The 19,400-nt window shown below is 70.6% G+C and carries 15 protein-coding genes; 8 read left to right on the top strand and 7 right to left on the bottom strand.

All coding sequences use genetic code 11. The annotated features are described in order from the left end of the window. Nucleotides 1–81: 81 nt before the first annotated feature. The 5 genes from rpoH to MCHT01_RS12810 form a co-directional block, all read right to left on the bottom strand. Complete coding sequence (rpoH, locus tag MCHT01_RS12790; RefSeq protein ID WP_067065686.1) at nucleotides 82–990, bottom strand: RNA polymerase sigma factor RpoH; 909 nt, start codon at nucleotides 988–990, stop codon at nucleotides 82–84. A 169-nt stretch (nucleotides 991–1,159) separates the two neighbouring features. After that, the gene (locus tag MCHT01_RS12795) at nucleotides 1,160–3,955 is read right to left on the bottom strand and encodes a CHASE domain-containing protein (protein WP_067065687.1); all 2,796 of its coding nucleotides are present in this window, start codon (nucleotides 3,953–3,955) and stop codon (nucleotides 1,160–1,162) included. A gap of 190 nt (nucleotides 3,956–4,145) precedes the next feature. Continuing rightward, nucleotides 4,146–5,525: an efflux transporter outer membrane subunit gene (locus MCHT01_RS12800; protein WP_067065830.1), complete on the bottom strand. Its 1,380-nt coding sequence runs from the start codon at nucleotides 5,523–5,525 to the stop codon at nucleotides 4,146–4,148. A 149-nt stretch (nucleotides 5,526–5,674) separates the two neighbouring features. After that, nucleotides 5,675–7,303 carry an MDR family MFS transporter gene (locus tag MCHT01_RS12805; RefSeq protein ID WP_067065688.1) on the bottom strand — a complete coding sequence of 543 codons (1,629 nt, stop codon included), beginning with the start codon at nucleotides 7,301–7,303 and terminating at the stop codon, nucleotides 5,675–5,677. After that, nucleotides 7,296–8,528: an HlyD family secretion protein gene (locus MCHT01_RS12810; protein ID WP_084452499.1), complete on the bottom strand. Its 1,233-nt coding sequence runs from the start codon at nucleotides 8,526–8,528 to the stop codon at nucleotides 7,296–7,298. The genes MCHT01_RS12805 and MCHT01_RS12810 overlap by 8 nt, the downstream gene beginning before the upstream one ends. Nucleotides 8,529–8,731: 203 nt before the next feature. On the opposite strand from MCHT01_RS12810, the gene MCHT01_RS12815 reads away from it, so the two are divergent. Further along, nucleotides 8,732–9,448: a CerR family C-terminal domain-containing protein gene (locus MCHT01_RS12815; RefSeq protein WP_067065689.1), complete on the top strand. Its 717-nt coding sequence runs from the start codon at nucleotides 8,732–8,734 to the stop codon at nucleotides 9,446–9,448. A 120-nt stretch (nucleotides 9,449–9,568) separates the two neighbouring features. Here MCHT01_RS12815 and ychF read toward each other — a convergent pair whose 3' ends face one another. Further along, complete coding sequence (gene ychF, locus MCHT01_RS12820) at nucleotides 9,569–10,660, bottom strand: redox-regulated ATPase YchF (RefSeq protein WP_067065690.1); 1,092 nt, start codon at nucleotides 10,658–10,660, stop codon at nucleotides 9,569–9,571. A gap of 152 nt (nucleotides 10,661–10,812) precedes the next feature. Here ychF and MCHT01_RS12825 point away from each other — a divergent pair, with 152 nt between their 5' ends. The 7 genes from MCHT01_RS12825 to MCHT01_RS12855 all read left to right on the top strand — a co-directional run bounded on the left by MCHT01_RS12825 (nucleotide 10,813) and on the right by MCHT01_RS12855 (nucleotide 17,650). Further along, complete coding sequence (locus MCHT01_RS12825) at nucleotides 10,813–11,922, top strand: FAD-dependent monooxygenase (protein WP_067065691.1); 1,110 nt, start codon at nucleotides 10,813–10,815, stop codon at nucleotides 11,920–11,922. A 77-nt stretch (nucleotides 11,923–11,999) separates the two neighbouring features. Beyond that, nucleotides 12,000–12,740 carry a DsbC family protein gene (locus MCHT01_RS12830; RefSeq protein ID WP_084452565.1) on the top strand — a complete coding sequence of 247 codons (741 nt, stop codon included), beginning with the start codon at nucleotides 12,000–12,002 and terminating at the stop codon, nucleotides 12,738–12,740. A 46-nt stretch (nucleotides 12,741–12,786) separates the two neighbouring features. Then, a complete protein-coding gene (locus MCHT01_RS12835; protein ID WP_067065692.1) occupies nucleotides 12,787–13,263 on the top strand; it encodes a DUF3429 domain-containing protein in 477 nt (158 codons plus the stop codon). A gap of 119 nt (nucleotides 13,264–13,382) precedes the next feature. Then, the gene (locus tag MCHT01_RS12840; protein ID WP_067065693.1) at nucleotides 13,383–15,155 is read left to right on the top strand and encodes a M61 family metallopeptidase; all 1,773 of its coding nucleotides are present in this window, start codon (nucleotides 13,383–13,385) and stop codon (nucleotides 15,153–15,155) included. After that, nucleotides 15,140–16,273 carry a DUF3108 domain-containing protein gene (locus MCHT01_RS12845; protein WP_067065694.1) on the top strand — a complete coding sequence of 378 codons (1,134 nt, stop codon included), beginning with the start codon at nucleotides 15,140–15,142 and terminating at the stop codon, nucleotides 16,271–16,273. The genes MCHT01_RS12840 and MCHT01_RS12845 overlap by 16 nt, the downstream gene beginning before the upstream one ends. A gap of 25 nt (nucleotides 16,274–16,298) precedes the next feature. Then, nucleotides 16,299–17,108, top strand: coding sequence for an enoyl-CoA hydratase (locus MCHT01_RS12850; RefSeq protein ID WP_067065695.1), 810 nt, complete (start codon nucleotides 16,299–16,301; stop codon nucleotides 17,106–17,108). Nucleotides 17,109–17,365: 257 nt separating this feature from the next. Next, entirely contained in the window at nucleotides 17,366–17,650 is a 285-nt protein-coding gene (locus tag MCHT01_RS12855; protein ID WP_067065696.1) for a DUF4148 domain-containing protein, read from the top strand. Nucleotides 17,651–17,824: 174 nt separating this feature from the next. Here MCHT01_RS12855 and lysS read toward each other — a convergent pair whose 3' ends face one another. After that, entirely contained in the window at nucleotides 17,825–19,366 is a 1,542-nt protein-coding gene (lysS, locus tag MCHT01_RS12860; protein WP_067065832.1) for a lysine--tRNA ligase, read from the bottom strand. Nucleotides 19,367–19,400 lie beyond the last annotated feature (34 nt).

Below are 19,400 nucleotides of genomic sequence, written 5' to 3' on the forward strand. Positions count from 1 at the left end.
CGGCACGAGAGCCGGAGGCCCAAACGAAACAGGCTCCTCACGGAGCCTGTCGTCGTTCCGGGCCGGAAACGCCCCGGCCGCTCAGGCGGCGGTCATCGCCTTGCGCATCTTCTTCATGGCCGCGACCTCGATCTGGCGGATGCGTTCGGCGGAGACGCCGTACTCGGCGGCCAGCTCATGCAGCGTCATGCCGCCGGAGCTGTCGTCGTTCACCTTCAGCCAGCGTTCTTCGACGATGCGGCGGCTGCGCGGGTCCAGCGATTCCAGCGCCAGACGCAGGCCATCGCTGGCCAGGTGATCGCGCGAGCGCGATTCCAGCACCCGGGTCGGCTCCTGCGAGTCGTCCGCCAGGTAGGCGATCGGCGCGTAGGTCTCGCCGTCGTCGTCGGTCTGCGGCTCCAGGGCCACGTCGCCGCCGGACATGCGGGTTTCCATCTCCAGCACGTCCTCGCGCTTGACGTTGAGCGTCTCGGCCACGTGGGCGATCTCGCTCTCGGTCAGCGACGCGCGCTGCTGGTGATCCGAGTGCTCCTTCAGCGCGTGCTTCATCGAGCGCAGGTTGAAGAACAGCTTGCGCTGGGCCTTGGTCGTGGCGACCTTGACCATGCGCCAGTTCTTCAGGATGTACTCGTGGATCTCGGCCTTGATCCAGTGCATCGCGTACGACACCAGGCGCACGTTCTGCGCGGGGTCGAAGCGTTTGACGGCCTTCATCAGGCCGACGTTGCCTTCCTGGATCAGGTCGCCCTGCGGCAGGCCATAGCCCAGGTACTGGCGCGAGATCGAGACGACCAGGCGCAGGTGCGACAGCACCAGGCGGCCGGCGGCGTCGACGTCGCCCTTGCTCTGCAGGCGCTCGGCGTAGTCGCGTTCTTCTTCCGACGTCAGCAGCGGGATGCGGTTCACCGCCGTGATGTAGGCGTCCAGGTTCCCCAGCGAAGGCACCAGAGCCCAGGGATCGCGGACCGTCAATGCAAGGTTGTTGGACATGTGTTCGTTTCTCCTGTATCGGGCCGGTCTTCCGGGCCGATGAGCGGTGATATTAGCACTCACGTCCGGTGAGTGCTAACAGCGTCCCGAAACTCACTGTTTCTCGTGGGGCGTCAATGGATTCACCGGAGAAATGAGTATGGGCAAGCCGTCTTAGCACCGACTTAAGTCATTGACCTGCTTGATAAATATCAGAAGTTCGTAGTTCGAAGCTGAAGGTCGCCCCGGCGCCCTCGGTGCTGGCGACCTGGAGCTGACTGCCCATCAACTCCAGCAGCCGCTGGGTGATGACCAGCCCGATGCCGGTCCCCTCGATGCCGCCGGCCTCCCGGCCGAGCCGGTTGAAGGGCTGGAACAGCTGGGCCCGCTGGGCCGGCGTCAGGCCGGGGCCCGTGTCGGCGATGCTGACCTCGATCCGGGACGGGCCGCATGGCCGGGCCTTCAGCCAGACATGACCGCCCTCGTGGTTGTACTTGACCGCGTTGCTCAGCAGATTGGTCAGCACTTGCTTGAGCCGGGTGGCGTCCACGTGCACCAGATCGACCTCGGGCGCCAGATCCACCTCGATGGCGACCTGACGGCGCTGGCGCTGGGTCTCCACCATCGCCAGGCTGTCCGCGACGATGGGCGTCAGCGCGTGGTCGCCCAGCCGGACCCGCAACTGGCCGACCTCCAGCCGCGACAGGTCCAGCGTGTCGTCGATCATCGCCAGCAGATGCCAGCCCGAATGCTGGATCTGCGCCACCCAGACCAGTTGCCGCGGGCTGAGCGTGTGACCCGGCTCCTGGTCGGTCTCCAGCAGCTGCGAGAACCCCAGCATCGCGTTCAATGGGGTGCGCAGCTCGTGGCTCATGCGGGACAGGAACTCGTTCTTGGCCTTGTTGGCGGCGATCTCCGCCTCGTGCTCCCGCTCCAGCTCGGCCAGGCGCAGCTGCTCACCGATGTCCTCGACGATGCCCAGCAGGCGATAGGGCCGGCCCTGCGCGTCGCGCAGCAGGCTCACGGTGGAGCGCACCGGGACGACTTGGCCGTCGGCGCCGATGTAGCGCTTGATGCGGCTGTAGCGGTCGATCTCGCCGCGGATCAGCGCCAGGCCGAGCCGGCTGTCCTCGGCGCGGTCGTCGGGATGGGTGAAGGCCAGTACCGAGCGCGCCTTCAGCTGCTCGATCGGGATGCCCAGCAGCCGCGAGAAGTAGGGGTTGATCTCCAGCGGGCGCGCGTTGATGTCGGCGGCGACGACGCCCACCGGCGCGTGCTCGACGATCATGCGGAAGCGCTCCTCGCTGTCGCGCAGGCGCAGGGTGGCCTCGTCGACCAGCCGGGCCACGCGCGCGGTGCTGCCGGTGATGACCAGCAGCAGCACGCCCAGCAGCGCGGTGCCGGCCAGGCCGGCCAGCGCGAAGGGCAGGGTCGCGTTGCCCTCGAGCACCGGCAGCCCGGACGGGCTGTAGACCTGCAGGCGCCAGACCCGGCCGGCGAAGTCCAGGTCGCGCTCGCTGCGTGGAAGGGCCTCGGGCAGGTCCGTGCAGCGCGGGTCGCCGGCCAGCAGCGCGTGCGCGGTGCGGGGTGTCGCGTCGATCAGGCAATAGTCCAGGCGCGGCCGGGCCGGCAGGGCGTCGCGCAGCAGGGTCTCGGGCCGCAGCGTCGCGAAGGCCAGCCCTTTCGGCGCATGCGCACGGCCCATGGCGTCACGCGGGGCGGCGGCGCCATCGTCGTAGATCGCGCGGTAGACCACCACGCCCATGATTCGCACGCCCACGTCCTGCGACAACGGGAAGCTCTCGCTGGCGGCGGGCTGGCCGGTGGCGATGGCGCGGTCCTGCGCCTCGCGGGCCTGGGGGATGCTGCGGATGTTGACGCCCATCGCGGGACGGTTGCGGGCATAGGGCGCGATCAGGCGGATCGGCAGCACCTTGCTGTCGGGCGAGGCCGGACTGTCGCCGGGCCGGTTGCGCTCGTGGACGTGATAGTCGGGATAGCCGTCGGCCCGCGCGGTGCGCTCGAAGGCCGCGATGTCGGCGGGGCGGACCTCGGGCGCCCATCCCACCGCGTAGACCGCGCCGCCCGCCCGGGCCCGTTCCGCATGGGCGCGCTCGAAGTCGTCACGACTCAGGCCGGGCGCCACCATCAGCAGGCTGTGGTTGGCCTCCAGCGCGGACAGCGGCGCGGTGAGCGTGTCGGCCAGGGTGTCCAGGGCGTTGAAGGCCTCCAGCTCGAACGCATGGCGACGGCGACTTTCCTCGTTGCGGGCCACGTGCAGGGTGGCGGCGAACAGCAGCGCGCAGGCGACCAGCAAGGGCAGCGCGACGCTCATCTGGCGCGGCGCCCAGTGCGCGCGCGGCAGGCCGAACAGCGTCAGCGCGACCGGCGCGCCGATCAGGACCCCGATGGCATCGCCGATCCACCAGAACAGCCAGTGCTGCCCGAGCTGCCCGGCCCCGATCGCGCCCGACACCCACAGCGCGGCCACGCCGAGCGTGGGGCTGACCAGGCAGGCCACGCCCACGGTGGCGCCCAGGAAGCGCAGCAGCTCGCGGGGCTCGGTGAGGGTGGGATGCGGACCGAGCCAGCGCCGCGCCAGCCACGCGCCCAGCCAGGCCTGCAAGACGTTGCCCATGCCCACGGACAGCGCCTGCAGCAGGTTCAGGTGGTCGCGCTCCAGCGAGAGCGAGAGATTGACCAGCGCGCCGCCGACCAGGATGCCGGGCAGCGCGCGCGGCCCCCAGCGCAGCACGGCGGCGACGGCCAGCCCCGCGGCGGGGTAGATGGGAGAGACGTAGTCGGGGGGAAGGATCAGCCGCAGCGCCAGCGCGCCGAGCGCGGCATAGGCCAGCGCGATGGCCAGATTCAGCAGCACCAGCCGCGGCCAGCCGAGCGCCGGCCGCGCGCCTTCGGCGTCGATGTCGGGCCGCGACGCGGCGGCGGTGGACGGGGAGGCGGGCGCGGGGGAGGGCGCGGCGGTCATGCCGCCAGCCTACCCGCGTCGCGCACCGCCCGATACCGCGATCCGCCCCACGATCCGGGGCTGTCCCCGGAATCCAACGACGGGGCGGAACCGTGCGGATCCGGATGGACGCCAGGTGTGCGGAACAGGGTCGACGGCGCGGCCGCGGCCGCGCCGGCCTCGGGCTGGACGGACGTGTCCAGCGCCTGGATCAGGCCGCCTCCCAGCCCAGCCCCAGGCTTTTCTGCAGGGCGACGAAGTCCTTGAGCAGCTCGGCCTCGCCGTCCAGCGCCTTGAGGCGTGCGTCCGTGTCTCGCCGCTGGGCGTCGAGCAGGTCCACCTGGCTGGCCGTGCCGGCCTGGCGGCGTTGCTGCGCGAGATCCAGCGCGCGTGCCGTCGACGCCTGCTGCGCCCGCAGATGCAGCAAGGCCTGGCGTTGCTGGCCGAAGCGCGACAGCGACGTGTTGGCGTCCTGCAGCGCCCCGAGCACCGCGGCCTTGTAGTTGGCGACGGCCTCGTCGCGGCCGGCCTCGGCCTGGCGCACCGCGGCGGCGGTGCGGCCGAAGTCCAGGAAGTTCCAGCTCAGGTACGGAACCGCGGCCAGCGCCAAGCTGTCTGCACGCAGCAGCTTGCCCGGGTCGGTCGCGGCGACGCCGATGTTGCCCAGCAGGCTGAGCTTGGGGAAGTACTTCGCCTTCTCCTGGCCGATCTGCGCGGTGCGGCCGGCGAGGCGTCGCTCCGCGGCGCGGATGTCGGGGCGACGCTGCAGCAGCCCGGCCGGATCGCCGATGGCGACCTCGCGCGGCGCTGCGGGCAGGGCGGGCGTGGCGCTGGCGAGCTGCGCGTCCAGCGCGCCCGGGGCTTGGCCGGTCAGCAGGGCGAGACGGTCCATCGAGGCGGCGATCTCGGCCGCCACGTCGGTCAGCGCGGCCTGCGTGGTCTCGGCCTGCTGGGCGCGCTGCTCGACGTCGTCGGCCGGGGCCACGCCTTGCGCGAGCCGCTGCCGCGCCAGGGCGAGCGCTTGCGCGTCCACGGCCGCGGTGTCGCGCAGCAGCGCCTGACGCCGTTGCTGCGCGCGCAGGCCGACGTAGGTCTGGGCGACCTCGGCGGTCAGAGAGACCTGCGCGTCGGCCAGATCGGCCTGCACCGCCTGGGCCTGCGCCGTGGCGGACTCGACCGCGCGGCGGGGGCCGCCGAACAGGTCCACCTCCCAGGTCGCGTCGAAGCCGACGCTGTAGAGATGCAGCGTCGATTCATGGTCGGTGCCCGGGGCTTGCCAGACACCGGCACCCAGCGCGGAGGCCGAGCCGCTCGGACGCCGGTTGGCCTCCTGCGTGCTGAGGGTCGCGCGGGCCGAGCGCAAACGGGCCTCCGCGGCCTGCAGGGTCGGGCTGTCGCGCAGGGCCTGGTCGACCAGCGCGTCCAGCGCCGGATCGTTCAGCGCGCGCCACCAGGTGGCCGCGACCGGCGCGGTGCTCTGATCGTTCGCGTCGCCGCGCGCGAAGCGCGCTGCGGCCAGGGCGTCCTTGGCGATGCCGGGCGCGCCGTCGTAGTTCGGACCGACCGCGGCGCAGCCGGCGAGCAGCAGCATCGCCGCGGCCGCCGCCACGGCCGACAGGGTCGTGAGCGTCGTCAGGCCGACGCGGATCGGCGAGGGGAATCGGAAAGTCGTCATGAGGGGTCTCGATGCGGGGCGCTCAGGAAACGAGCCGCGTGGGGAGGGCGTGGCGTGCGCGTCGCTCAGTGCGCATCGTTCTGCACTGGGGCCGCGCCCGGGGCGGGCGGCTTCGGCGCCTTGAGCGTGAGCGCCAGCGGGATGCACAGCAGCAGCGCGATCGCCAGCACGTAGAAGGTTTCGGAGAAGGTCATCACACTGGCCTGCTGATGGATGGTCAGCACCAGCTCCTTGATCGCCTGCAACTGCGCGTGGGCGAAGTCGCCGACCTGCGCGAAGTGGCTCGCGGCGCTGGCGGCCAACCGCTCCTGCAGCGTCGTGGAGTTGGCGTCGAGCGTCTCGCTCAGGCGCTCGACGTGCAGGCTGTTGCGGCGGTCGATGAAGGTGCCGATGACGGCCAGTCCCACCGAGCCGCCCAGGTTGCGGGCCATGTTGTAGATGCCGGCCGCGTCGCCCGATTCCTCGCGCGTCACCGTGGCCATCGAGGCCTGGTTGAGCGGCATCATGCAGAGCATCTGTCCCACGCCGCGCAGCAGCTGCGAGCCGATGAAGTCGTGGCCGACGCTCTGCGCGGTCAGGCTGATGTCCAGCAGGCAGCTGGCGGCGAAGGCGAGCAGGCCCAGGATCACCATCACGCGCAGATCCACGCGCGTGATCAGCCGCGGCAGGATGGGCATCATCAGGAAGGCCGGCACGCCGGCGAGCAGCATGATCGCGCCCGACTGCTGCGCGTTGTAGCCGGCGATCAGCGCCAGGAACTGCGGCACCAGGTAGGAGATGCAGTACAGCCCCGCGCCGACGGTGAAGACGATCACGATGACGCTGGCGTAATGGATGTTGCGCATCAGCTTGAGCCGCAGGATGGGCTTGGCGGCATAGCGCTGGGAGAGCGCGATCATGATCATCCCGGCGGCCGAGATCAGGCTCAGCGTCACGATCAGCGGGGACTCGAACCAGCGTTCGCGCTGGCCCTCCTCGAGCACCACGGTCAGCGTCGACAACCCGACCGCCAGACCCACGATGCCCAGCCAGTCGGCGCGGATGAACTGGTCCAGATGCGTGCGCTCGGAGGGCAGGCCCAGCAGCAGCAATGCGAGCAGCGCGCCGCAGACCGGCACGTTGATGAAGAAGCACCAGTGCCAGCTCGCGTTCTCCGTCAGCCAGCCCCCGAGCACGGGCCCGAGCAGCGGCCCCAGCAGCACGATCAGCCCGAACAGCGTCATGCCGACCGGGAGCTGATGGCGCGGCAGGCGGGTGCGGATGATGGTCTGCGCGGTGGGGATCATCGCCCCGCCGGTGAAGCCCTGGCCGATGCGGGCCAGGATCAGCATCGGCAGGCTGCCCGAGAGGCCGCACAGCACGGAGAACAGCGTGAACAGCGCGGCGTTGCCGACCAGGAAGTTGCGCAGGCCGAAGACGCGGGTCAACCACGCGGCCAACGGGATCATGACGATCTCCGACATCAGGTAGCCGGTGGAGATCCAGGTGCCTTCGGTGCCGGTCGCGCCGACCGAGCCCTGGATCTGCGGCAGCGCCGAGTTGGTGATCGAGATGTCCAGCGTCGCCATCAGCGCGCCGAGCGCGCCGGCGGCCACCGCGATCCAGTCGGTCGCGCTGGCGTTGGGCTCGGCGTGGGCCGGCGCGGCGGGGGACCGGATCGGCGCGGCGCCGGCGGGTGCCGCCGCTTCAGCCATGGCGGGCCTCCGTGGCCGCCGACGCGCCGACGGTCCTCGCGGCCGCGGGCTTGCCGTCCGCGGACTTGCTGTCGGCGGCCCTGGCGCCGGAGCCGTCGCGGGTGTCGACCTCGGCGGTCACCGACAGGCCGGGCAGCAGGCGCTCGCGCACGGCGGCCTCGGCCTGGACGCGGATCCGCACCGGCACGCGCTGGACGATCTTGGTGAAGTTGCCGGTCGCGTTCTCCGAGGGCAGCAGCGCGAACTGCGCGCCGGTGCCGGGCGAGAAGCTCTCGACGGTGCCGTGCAGCTCGGCGTCGGGCAGCGCGTCCACATGCAGCGTCACCGGCTGGCCCGGACGCATGCGACCGATCTGCGTCTCCTTGAAGTTGGCGACCAGGTAGACGTCCTGCGTCGGGACCACGGTCATCAGCCGCGTGCCCGGTTGCAGCAGCTGGCCGACGCGCACGGTGGTGTCGCCGACGCGGCCGTCGATGGAGGCGCGCACCACGGTGTCGTCGACGTCCAGGTGGTTCTGCCGCAGCGCGGCCTCGCCGGCCTCGACTTGCGCCTTGGTCTGCGCGATCTGGGCTTCGCTCGACTGGAGCTTGCCTTCCGCGGCTTTCACCGCGGCGTTGCTCGCGGCCAGGCTGGCGACGGCCTGGTCGCGCGTGTTGCGCAGTTCGGAGAGCCGCTCGGCGGTGGTCGCGCCCGTGGCGGCCAGCGGCGTGTGCCGGATGACCTCGTCCTGCGCGTGGGTCAGGGCGAAGCGGGCCGAATCGGCCTGGGCGCGGGCCTGCGCGAGCGCGGCCTGCTGTTGCAGCAGGTCGGCCTCGACGCGGCGGATGTCGGCCTTGCGCGCGTCGATGGTGGCTTGCGACTGGTCGGCGGCGGCCTGGTACTGGCGCGGGTCCAGTCGCACCAGCGGATCGCCGCGCTTCACCGGCTGGTTGGCGACGACATAGACCTGCGTCACGTAGCCGCCGACCTTGGGCGCGGCGGTGACGCTGTCGGCCTTGAGGTAGGCGTCGTCGGTGGACTCGATGAAGCGGCCGACGGTCCACCAGTGCACGCCATAGACGCCGGCGGCGACCGCCGCCGCCGCGGCGATCGCGAGCAGCACCGGACGGCGCTTGCGGGGGGGCTTGCCGTTGACGGCGGGAGAAATCTGGGCCGCCGAGGGGGCGGGGGCGGAGGACGGCACGGCGTCGGGCCCGTTCGGGCCGGCGGGGGTCTGGGAGGACATGGTCGGGCCGGTGCTCCGGCGCAAAGAATTATTCCGGTCGATATCTTTTTCCAGTTGGAATAATTCTGTCAACTGCTATATTTTTGGTTTCCGCCCGGCGCGCGCCGAGGTGTGCGATTTCCTCCTTCTGGCCTTCACGCGGCCTTGATGTCGACGCGCCACGCCTTTGCGACCGCACCGGGGTGGCCAGCCGTACCCCCGCCATGACAGACGCCTCCGATCGACCCGCCCGTTCGCCCCGCCACCGCGCCGAAGCCTCCTATGCCCGGGGCGAGGAGACGCGTCGACGCATCATCGAAGTGGCCATGCGGCTGTTCGCGGAGCGCGGCTTCGAGGGCGCGTCGACGCGCGAGATCGCCAAGGCGGCGGGGGTGAATGCGCCGGCGCTGCAGTACTACTTCGACAACAAGGAAGGCGTGTACCGCGCCTGCGCCGAGTACATCGCGGAGAGCTCGCGGGCCCACTTCGCGCCGGTGGTGGCGCGGACCGAGGCGGTGCTGGAGGATCCGGCGGCGACGCCGGAGCAGGTCTTCGGCGCGTTCGGCGACATGCTGGACGCGCTGACCGATTTCCAGCTGCTGCCCGACGACGCCGAGTACCGCCGGCTCTTCATCGCCCACGAGCAGGTCGGCCATGCGCCGGGCGTGCTGTTCGCGCTCTTCGACAGCACCGTGCGGCCGCGCATGGGCGAGGTGTCGGCGCGGCTGGTGGCGCGCTACTGCGGCCTGCGACCGACGGACCCCATGCTGCCGATGCGCGTGATGATGTTGTGCGGGCAGGTGATGGTGTTCTCGCTGGGCAAGCGGACCCTGCTGAGCAAGCTGGGCTGGGACCAGTTCGGTCCCGACGAGGTGACCAAGATCAAGCGCGCCGCGCGCGATCACGCGCGCGTGCTGATGGACAGCTGGAAGCAGTCCTGATCTTCGCGCGGCGGCCTGCGCCGCGCTGATGCTCTCCTCGGCCGGAATGAAGAACGCCCGCGACAGCGGGCGTTTCTCGTCATGCCCAGGGCGGGTGCCCCGGGCTGGATCGGATCTGGCTCAGACGTTGAACAGGAAGTTCAGCACGTCGCCGTCCTTGACCACGTAATCCTTGCCTTCCGCGCGCATCTTGCCGGCGTCCTTGGCGCCCGACTCGCCCTTGAACTGGACGAAGTCCTCGAAGGCGATGGTCTGGGCGCGGATGAAGCCGCGCTCGAAGTCGGTGTGGATCACGCCGGCCGCCTGCGGGGCGGTGTCGCCGATGTGGATGGTCCAGGCGCGCACTTCCTTCACGCCGGCGGTGAAGTAGGTCTGCAGGCCCAGCAGCTTGAAGCCGGCGCGGATCAGGCGGTTCAGGCCCGGCTCGTCCTGACCCATCTCGGCCAGGAACATCGCGCGGTCCTCGTCCTCCATCTCCGACAGCTCGGCCTCGGTCTTGGCGCAGATCGCCACCACCGGACCGTTCTGGGCCGCGGCGTACTCGCGCAGGCGGTCCAGGAAGGGGTTGTTCTCGAAGCCGTCCTCGGCCACGTTGCCGACGAACATCGCCGGCTTGGCGGTGATCAGGCACAGCGGCTTCAGGATGACCAGCTCTTCCTTGCTGAAGTCGATGGTGCGCACCGGCTTGGCCTGGTCCAGCGCTGCCTGGCACTTCTCCAGCACCTTCACCAGCGCGATGGCGTCCTTGTCGCCCGCGCGCGCCACCTTGTTGTAGCGGTGCAGGCTCTTCTCCACCGTGCCCAGGTCGGCCAGGCACAACTCGGTCTGGATCACCTCGATGTCGGCGATCGGGTCGACCTTGCCGTTCACGTGGATCACGTTCGGATCCTCGAAGCAGCGCACCACGTTCACGATCGCGTCCGTCTCGCGGACGTGCGACAGGAACTGGTTGCCCAGACCTTCACCCTTGGACGCGCCCGCCACCAGGCCGGCGATGTCCACGAACTCCACGATCGCCGGCACGATGCGCTCGGGCTTGACGATCTCGGCCAGCGCGCCCAGGCGCGGGTCCGGCAGCTCGACCACGCCCACGTTGGGCTCGATCGTGCAGAAGGGGTAGTTCTCGGCGGCGATGCCGGCCTTGGTCAGGGCGTTGAAGAGGGTGGACTTGCCGACGTTGGGCAGGCCCACGATGCCGCATTTGAGGCTCATGGGAAGGCTTTCGGGAACTTGAGGATGGGCGGCCAGAGGGTTCCGTCAACCCGCCGGCGCTTGTGGGCCGATGGCGACGCCCGCGGCGCGAAGCGCGCATTTTAGTCGGCCCGCGCGGGGAGACCCCAGCCCCCTGCCTACAATCCCCCGCCATGGAAAAGTTCGACGTCCTCGTGCGCGGCAGCGGCTGCGTCGGCCGCAGCCTGGCCCTGGCGCTCGGTGCCCGCGGATACCGCGTCGCGCTGCTGGCCCGCCCCAGCGCCCCGACCCGCTCCGGCGACGTGCGCGCCTATGCGCTCAATGCCGCCTCGGTCGCGCTGCTGACCCGGCTGCGTGTCTGGGAAGCCCTGGCCGAGGATGCCCGCACGCCCGTGCACGACATGCGCATCCACGGCGACCGCGCCGGCGCCGCCCTGCATTTCAGCGCCTGGGAGCAGGGCGCCGGCGAGCTCTGCCACATCGTCGATGCGGCGGCGCTGGAGGACCAGCTCGACGCCGCGCTGCGCTTCGCCCCTCACGTGCACCGCGTGACCGAGGCCGTCCCCGCCACCCTGCAGGCGCTGTGCGAGGGCCGCGACACCGGCGCGGCGCAGGAGTTCGGCGTCCGCTACGAGCGCCACGACTACGGCCACCTGGGTGTCGCCACGCGCCTCACGTCCAGCCAGCCGCATCAGAACCAGGCCTGGCAGTGGTTCCGTTCCCCCGACGTGCTGGGGCTGCTCCCGTTCGACCGCCCCGAGCCCGGCCACAGCTACGGCATGGTGTGGTCGCTGCCGCGCGAGCGCGCGCAGCAGATGCTGACCGCCGGCAAGGCGGAATTCGAATCGGCGCTGCTGGAGGCCACCGGCGGCCTCGCCGGCACGCTGTCGCTGGCCGGCGAGCGCCAGGCCTGGCCGCTGCAGCTGTGCCGCGCCGACCGCCTGTGCGGTCCCGGCTGGGTGCTGCTGGGCGACGCCGCCCACCTGGTCCATCCGCTGGCCGGCCAGGGCCTGAACCTGGGCTTGGCCGACGTGGAAGCCCTGGCCGACGTCATCGCCGCCAAGGAATCCTGGCGCGGCCTGGGCGACGAGAAGCTGCTGCGCCGCTACGAGCGCGCCCGCATCGTGCCGACCTGGGCGATGGGCGAGCTCACCGACGGCCTGCTGCGCGGATTCGCCAGTCAAATCCCGGTGATCGCGCGCCTGCGCAATGACGGCCTGCGGCTGGTCGACCGCGCGGGCCCCCTGAAGAAGTGGCTGACGGCGCGCGCGCTGGGCCAGTGAACGACACAATCCCACCATCGCCGCGCGCGATCCGCGCGGCGCATGACCGGCCCGATCCGAACCGAATGAAGGCGACCATGAAGTACGTTTCCCGCAAGACCCTGGCCCTGCCGCTGGCGATGGCCGCCCTGGCCCTGTTCGGCTGCACCGCGCAGGCCAACGAGGACACCATCCGCAAGAACCTCGCGACCGTCCTGCCCAAGGAGATCAAGATCGACGAGGTGCGCGCCAGCCCGATCACCGGCCTGTGGGAAGTGCGCATCGGCTCCGAGATCCGCTACACCGACGCCAGCGGCCAGTACCTGATCGAGGGCGAGATCCTCGACCTCAAGAACAAGCGCAACCTGACGCAGGACCGCGTCAACAAGATCACCGCGATCGACTTCTCCTCGCTGCCGCTCAAGGACGCGATCGTCTGGAAGAAGGGCGACGGCAAGCGCCGCATCGCCGTGTTCGCGGATCCGAACTGCGGCTACTGCAAGCGCTTCGAGAAGTCGCTGCAGGAGGCCAACAACGTGACGGTCTACACCTTCGTCATCCCCATCCTGGGCGGTGATTCGCCGGACAAGGCCCGTGCCGCCTGGTGCGCCAAGGACAACACCATCGCCTGGCGCAACTGGATGCTGGACGGCGCCGCGCTGCCGCGCGCCGACGGCAAGTGCGACGCCAGCGCCATCGACCGCAACCTGGCGCTGAGCCAGAAGATCCGCGTCAACGGCACGCCGGCCATCCTCTTCGAGGACGGCAGCCGCGCCCCCGGCGCGATCTCCGCCGAACAGCTCGAGCAGCGTCTGCAGTCGCTCGAGAAGAAGTCCTGATCCACGCGGATTTCCCGCGGCCCACCGCGCCCCCGGCGCCTGAGCGATGAACGACCGTACCGCCCCGTCCTCCAGTTCCTCCGCCGCCGCCTCGCCGGCGCGCGGCGTCAATCCCGTCGCGCTGCGGCTGGGCTACGCGGGGCTGATCCCCTTCATCCTGGGCGCCGCGCTGGTGTGGCTGGTCCGCGAGGACGCGCATCCCTACGTCACCGACGGGCTGTCGCGCTACGCGGCGGTCGTGATCTCCTTCCTCGGCGCGATCCACTGGGGCCTGGGCTTCCGCCAGACCGTCCCGTCCCCGACCCCCTTCATCTGGGGCGTCGCTCCAGCGCTGCTGGCCTGGATCGCCTCGACCATGCCGGCCTACGCCGGGCTGGTCGTCGAGGGCTTCCTGCTGATCGTCTGCTACCTGGTCGATCGCCGCCTGTACCCGTCGCTGGGCGCCTCCGCCTGGCTGACGCTGCGATTCCGCCTCAGCGCCGTGGCGGCCCTGAGCTGCTTCATCGCCGCCCAAGGCACCTGAGCGCGCCCGGGGCGACCGCGGTGGACCGCGGGTTGCCCCTGAGCGCCCGATGAACGAGTAACGCCCCGCAGGGTCCGGCCTCCGTGTCAGGCCGGGCCAGTCTTGGTAGGCTGTCCCCCATGACTTCCCCCACCGCTTCGGCCACCGCCGCGATCCACTACCGCGTCGCCGTTTCCGACCTGCATGCGCACCGCTTCGAGGTGACGCTCACGGTGCCCGCCCCCGAGGCCTCACAGACGCTCAGCCTGCCGGTGTGGATCCCCGGCAGCTACCTGGTGCGCGAGTTCTCCCGCCATGTCGGCGTCGTGACCGCGCGCCAGGGGCAGCGCGAGGTGCCGGTGCGCCAGGTCTCCAAGAACACCTGGGCGTTCGACTGCGCCGGCCGCGGCGCGCTGGTCGTGAGCTATCCGGTCTACGCCTTCGACACCTCGGTGCGCGCGGCCTTCCTGAACGCGCAGCGCGGCTTCTTCAACCCGACCAGCCTGTGCCTGCGCGTGCATGGCAAGGAGTCGCTCCCCCACCGCATCGAGATCGCCGGCCTGCCCAAGGGCTGGGACATCGGCACGGCGATGCGGGCGGTGGAGGGCGCGTCGCAGCAGTTCGAGTCCGCCGACTACGACGAGCTCGCCGACCATCCCTTCGAGCTGGGACCGTTCTGGCGCGGCGAGTTCGTCGCCGAGGGCGTGCCGCATGAATTCATCGTCTCCGGCGCGTTGCCGATCCTCGACGGCGAGCGCCTGCTGCGCGACGCCCAGCGCATCTGCGAGGCGCAGATCGCGTTCTGGCATTGCCACAAGAGCCGGCCGCCGATGGACCGCTACGTCTTCCTGCTCAACTGCGTGGACGACGGCTACGGCGGCCTGGAGCATCGCGCCAGCACGGCGCTGATCGCGTCGCGGCGCGATCTGCCGCGGCTGGGCCAGAACGAGGTCTCCGACGGCTACGTCAAGCTGCTGGGCCTGATCAGCCACGAGTACTTCCACACCTGGAACGTCAAGCGCCTGCGTCCCGACGTGTTCGAGCGCTACGACTACGAGCAGGAGAATTACACCGAGTTGCTGTGGTTCTTCGAGGGCTTCACCTCCTACTACGACGACCTGTTCCTGGTCCGCTCGGGCCTGATCGACGAGGCCCGCTACCTGAAGCTGATCGCGCAGACCTTCACCCAGGTGCTGGGCGCGCCCGGGCGCAAGCATCAGAGCGTGGCCCGTTCCAGCTTCGAGGCCTGGACCAAGTACTACCGCCAGGACGAGAACACGCCCAACGCGGTGGTGAGCTACTACGCCAAGGGCGCGATGGTGGCGCTGGCGCTGGACCTGACGCTGCGCGGCGCGGAGAAGACCGCCTCGCTGGACGAGCTGATGCGGGGGCTCTGGAAGGAGAGCGGCGGCGGTCCGGTGAGCGAGGCGCAGATCCTGCGCAAGCTGACCGACCTGGGCGGCGAGCTGGCCGCTCAGTCGCTCTCGACCTGGGTCCACGGCACCGACGACCTGCCGCTGCCGCAGTTGCTGGAACGCATGGGCGTGCGCTGGGGCCATGACAAGCCGACGCTGGCGCAGCGCCTGGGCCTGCGCGTGTCGGAGAGCGACGGCGCGATCACCATCAAGCAGGTGCTGCTGGACAGCGCCGCGCTGGCGGCCGGCCTGAGCGCCGGCGACGAACTGATCGCCTGCAACGGCTGGCGCGTGCGCAAGCTCGAGGACCTGCCGCTGATGCTGGACCAGCAGGACCCGCAACACCTGACCCTGCTGGTCGCGCGCGACCAGCGGATGCTGACGCTCACGCTGGCGCTTCCCACGCAGGAGGGCGCCGCGCGTCCCGTCTGCCTGGGGCTGCTGGACAAGGCCCCGGCGCGGGCGCAGAGCCTGCGCCGCGCATGGCTGGGCGGCTGAGTCCGCGCGCCCGTCGTGGCGCGCTCGGCCTGGGCGCGCTGACGCTGGCGGTGCTCGCGGCCCACTTGCTGCTTCTGCGCGGCGCGCAGGGGCTGCACGACCGCTGGATGCCGGAGACCCCCGAGCCGGACCGGCTGGAGGCCGCCTTCGTGCGCGAGCTCCAGCAGGCCCCGCCGCCACCGCCCCCCCAAGGAACCCAAGGCAAGGTCGGCACCCCGCCGCCAAAGCTGAGCCCCACGCCCGCGTCGACCGACGGCCTCGCGCCCTTGTCGAGGGACGAGGCCGCGAGCGCGCCGCCGCCGCCCGAGGTGCGGGCACTGGTCGCGCCGTCCGCGCTGGCGGTGTCGGACGCGGTGGGCGAGTTCATCCCGGGCGTCGAGTGGCCGCTGTCGACCGAGCTCGACTACCAGCTCACCGGCGACTTCCGCGGCCCCGTCTATGGCGACGCGCGCGTGCAATGGCTGCGCAGCGGGGCGCACTACCAGGTCCATCTGGAGGCCTGGGTGGGGCCGTCGATCGCGCCGCTGATGTCGCGACGCCTGAGCAGCGATGGCGAGATCACGCCCGAGGGCCTCGCGCCGCGGCGCTTCGACGAGGTCACCGGCGGTCTCGCCGGCGGCAATCGCCATGCGACGCTGCTCTTCGACGTCGGCGGCGTGCGCATGGCCGACGGCCGGCGCGAGCCCGTGGCCGATGGCACGCAGGACGCGGCCAGCCAGTTCGTGCAACTGACCTGGATGTTCCTCACCGGCCGGCAGGTCGCCCAGGGCGATCAGCTCATCCAGCAGCCGCTGGCTTTGCCGCGCAACGTGCACCTGTGGCGCTACAAGGTGCGCGACCTGGAGGACGTGGCGACGCCGCTGGGACCGATCCCGGCATGGCACATCGATTCCGACATGGATGACCCGCGCGGCGACATGCAGGCGGAGTTCTGGCTGGCGCCCTCGCTGCAGTTCATGCCGGTGCGGGTGCGGATCTGGCAGGACCGGCCGCGGGATCCGCGCACCCACATCGACCTGGTGCTCAAGCGCCCGCCGCGTCAGGCGATGGCCGCGGCCGCGCCCGCGTCGGGAGCGGCGTCCGGCCCGACGGCGGCGCCGGCCTCGTCGCCCCTATAGTTGCCCGCATTCAACGGAGACCCCCATGACCCCAGTCCTGACCGAGACGCCCTTCGAGAACATCCTGGTCGAAGTCGTCGGCACCGGCGAGCGCAAGACCGGCCTGATCCGGCTGAACCGCCCCAAGCAGCTGAACGCGCTGAGCGATCCGCTGATGGACGAGCTGGGCCGCGCGCTGCGGGCGTTCGACGCCGACGACGGCATCGGCTGCATCGTGCTGACGGGCAGCGAGCGCGCCTTCGCGGCGGGCGCGGACATCCCGACGATGGCGCCGCACACCTTCATGTCGGCGTTCAAGAGCGGGCTGATCTCCAAGAACTGGGAGACGATTCTGGAGATCCGCAAGCCGGTGATCGGCGCGGTGGCGGGCTTCGCGCTGGGCGGCGGTTGCGAGCTGGCGATGATGTGCGACTTCATCATCGCGGCGGACACGGCGCGCTTCGGCCAGCCGGAGATCAAGCTGGGCATCATCCCCGGCGCGGGCGGCACGCAGCGCCTGCCGCGCGCGGTCAGCAAGAGCAAGGCCATGGACATGCTGCTGACGGCCCGCATGATGGACGCCGCCGAGGCGGAGCGGGCCGGCCTGGTGTCGCGCGTGGTGCCGGCCGAGCAGCTGATGAGCGAGGCGCTGACCGCGGCCGAGACCATCAACGGCTTCAGCGGCCCGTCGACGATGCTGATCAAGGAACTGGTCAACCTGGCCTACCAGGGCCCGCTGACCGACGGCGTCGCGGTGGAGCGCCGCTACTTCCACGCGCTGTTCGGCTCCGACGACCAGCGCGAGGGCATGGACGCCTTCCTGGCCAAGCGGGCGCCGGCGTTCAAGCACAAGTGAGCAAGCCCGGGGCCGCCGCGACGCGTGATCACAGAGGGTGGCCCGGTTCGGCGAGCGTCGCCGAATTGCATGAATGTGTCAGCGATCCTTGACCCTTGCCGCTGTACGGTCAGCGCTCAACTGGGCGATTGTTGACGATCGGCGAACGGATCTTTCCGGAATGGCTAGTGTTTCCCCTAGGGTGGACCGCCTAGAGTTCAGCCCATGGACGACGCGGAGTGCGGAGTCCGGTGCCACAAACCCCTGAAGGAACCGCCATGAACACGCTGAACAAGTTCACCCTGATCGCCGCCGCCCTGCTGTCCGCCGGTGCCGCCTTCGCCGCCGAGCCCGTCGAGAAGACCCGCGCCGAAGTGATCGCCGAGCTGCAAGCCGCCCGTGACTCCGGCGAAGTCGCCACCCTGTCGGCCGACCAGGCTGGCGTGAGCGGCCTGAGCAACGGCATCAACGCCCCGAGCGCCCAGCAGCTGGCCGCCAAGGCCGCCGCGCTGAAGACCGCCAAGAAGGGTGGCTCGACCGAGCCGGTCAACGCCGCCAAGTAAGGCCAGGCCTCGCAGGGCCCTCACGGGTCGGCCCCATCGACACCGCCGGATGCGCCGGCCGGCGATCGGGGCAGAGACCAAAAGCAAAGGGACGCCGATCGGTGTCCCTTTTGCGTTGGGGCCGCCCGGACGCCTGTCCGGCTCGGCGGCAGGGCCCGCGGGCCCCCCGTCACGTCAACCCTCGCGGCGCAGCGCCGGGAAGAGGATCACGTCGCGGATCGACGGGCTGTCCGTGATCAGCATCATCAGGCGGTCGATGCCGATGCCGCAGCCGCCGGTCGGGGGCATGCCGTACTCCAGCGCCCGGATGAAGTCGGCGTCGAAGAACATCGCCTCCTCGTCGCCCGCGTCCTTGTTGGCGACCTGCGACTGGAAGCGCGCGGCCTGGTCCTCGGCGTCGTTCAGCTCGGAGAAGCCGTTCGCGTACTCGCGGCCGGTGATGAAGAGCTCGAAGCGCTCGGTGATCGTCGGGTCCGCATCCGAGGCGCGCGCCAGCGGCGAGACCTCGACCGGGTAGTCGACGATGAAGGTCGGCTCCCAGAGCTTCTCCTCGACCGCCGCCTCGAACATGCCGAACTGCAGCGCCGACAGGCCCCAGTGCGCCGGAGCTTCCTCGCCCAGCGCCTTCAGCTTGGCGCGCAGCGCCTCGGCGTCATCCGCCTCGGCCTCGGTCACGCCGGCGTGCACGATCAGCGACTGACGCACCGACAGACGGGTGAAGGGCTTCTCCAGGTCGACCGGCTTGCCGGCGTAGGTCACCAGCGCGCTGCCGGTCGCGGCGCGGGCCGCGTGTCGGATCACTTCCTCGGTGAAGCTCATGACCTCCTGGTGAGTCCAGTAGGCCGCGTAGAACTCCATCATCGTGAACTCGGGGTTGTGCCGGACGCTGATCCCCTCGTTGCGGAAGTTGCGGTTGATCTCGAACACGCGCTCGAAACCGCCCACCACCAGGCGCTTCAGGTAGAGCTCCGGCGCGATGCGCAGGTACATCTCCTGGTCCAGGGCGTTGTGGTGCGTGATGAAGGGCTTGGCGTTCGCGCCGCCCGGAATCGGGTGCAGCATGGGCGTCTCGACTTCCAGGAAGCCGTTGTCGACCATGTACGAGCGGATCGACGACACCGCCTTGGAGCGCGCCACGAAGCGGTCGCGCGCCTTGCCGTCCGAGATCAGGTCGGCGTAGCGCTGGCGGTACTTCTGCTCCTGGTCGGCCATGCCGTGGAACTTGTCCGGCAGCGGGCGCAGCGACTTGGTCAGCAGGCGCAGCGTCGTCACCTTGACCGACAGCTCGCCGGTGCGGGTGCGGAAGAGCGTGCCCTCGGCGCCCAGGATGTCGCCCAGGTCGAAGTGCTTGAAGTCGGCGTAGACCTCTTCGCCCAGCGCGTCCTTGGACAGGAAGAGCTGGATCGCGCCGGTCGCGTCCTGCAGCGTGGCGAAGCTCGCCTTGCCCATGATGCGCTTGAGCATCATGCGGCCGGCCACGGTCACCTGGACGGCCTGCGGCTCCAGCGCCTCGTTGGCGACTTCGCCGTACTGCGCCTGCAGCGGCTGGGCGCGGTGCTGCGGTTTGAAGTCGTTGGGGAAGGCCGCGACGCCCTGGGCTTTGGCCTTCTCGCGGACCGCGGCGAGTTTCTCGCGGCGTTCGGCGATCAGCTTGTTCTCGTCTTGGGCGGGTGCCGCTTGGTCGGCACCGGTCTGGGGGTCTTGGGGCTGGCTCATCGTGGGCTGCAAAAAAGGCAGGGCGCGATTTTAG

Source organism: Mitsuaria chitosanitabida ATCC BAA-476 = NBRC 102408, from assembly GCF_001598255.1.
GTDB lineage: Bacteria > Pseudomonadota > Gammaproteobacteria > Burkholderiales > Burkholderiaceae_C > Roseateles > Roseateles chitosanitabidus.

What these genes read in the sequence shown, in the direction of transcription:
- rpoH (WP_067065686.1), bottom strand. Translation starts at nt 990, where the DNA reads ATGTCCAACAACCTTGCATTGACGGTCCGCGATCCCTGGGCTCTGGTG.
- MCHT01_RS12795 (WP_067065687.1), bottom strand. Translation starts at nt 3,955, where the DNA reads ATGACCGCCGCGCCCTCCCCCGCGCCCGCCTCCCCGTCCACCGCCGCC.
- MCHT01_RS12800 (WP_067065830.1), bottom strand. Translation starts at nt 5,525, where the DNA reads ATGCTGCTGCTCGCCGGCTGCGCCGCGGTCGGTCCGAACTACGACGGC.
- MCHT01_RS12805 (WP_067065688.1), bottom strand. Translation starts at nt 7,303, where the DNA reads ATGGCTGAAGCGGCGGCACCCGCCGGCGCCGCGCCGATCCGGTCCCCC.
- MCHT01_RS12810 (WP_084452499.1), bottom strand. Translation starts at nt 8,528, where the DNA reads ATGTCCTCCCAGACCCCCGCCGGCCCGAACGGGCCCGACGCCGTGCCG.
- MCHT01_RS12815 (WP_067065689.1), top strand. Translation starts at nt 8,732, where the DNA reads ATGACAGACGCCTCCGATCGACCCGCCCGTTCGCCCCGCCACCGCGCC.
- ychF (WP_067065690.1), bottom strand. Translation starts at nt 10,660, where the DNA reads ATGAGCCTCAAATGCGGCATCGTGGGCCTGCCCAACGTCGGCAAGTCC.
- MCHT01_RS12825 (WP_067065691.1), top strand. Translation starts at nt 10,813, where the DNA reads ATGGAAAAGTTCGACGTCCTCGTGCGCGGCAGCGGCTGCGTCGGCCGC.
- MCHT01_RS12830 (WP_084452565.1), top strand. Translation starts at nt 12,000, where the DNA reads ATGAAGTACGTTTCCCGCAAGACCCTGGCCCTGCCGCTGGCGATGGCC.
- MCHT01_RS12835 (WP_067065692.1), top strand. Translation starts at nt 12,787, where the DNA reads ATGAACGACCGTACCGCCCCGTCCTCCAGTTCCTCCGCCGCCGCCTCG.
- MCHT01_RS12840 (WP_067065693.1), top strand. Translation starts at nt 13,383, where the DNA reads ATGACTTCCCCCACCGCTTCGGCCACCGCCGCGATCCACTACCGCGTC.
- MCHT01_RS12845 (WP_067065694.1), top strand. Translation starts at nt 15,140, where the DNA reads ATGGCTGGGCGGCTGAGTCCGCGCGCCCGTCGTGGCGCGCTCGGCCTG.
- MCHT01_RS12850 (WP_067065695.1), top strand. Translation starts at nt 16,299, where the DNA reads ATGACCCCAGTCCTGACCGAGACGCCCTTCGAGAACATCCTGGTCGAA.
- MCHT01_RS12855 (WP_067065696.1), top strand. Translation starts at nt 17,366, where the DNA reads ATGAACACGCTGAACAAGTTCACCCTGATCGCCGCCGCCCTGCTGTCC.
- lysS (WP_067065832.1), bottom strand. Translation starts at nt 19,366, where the DNA reads ATGAGCCAGCCCCAAGACCCCCAGACCGGTGCCGACCAAGCGGCACCC.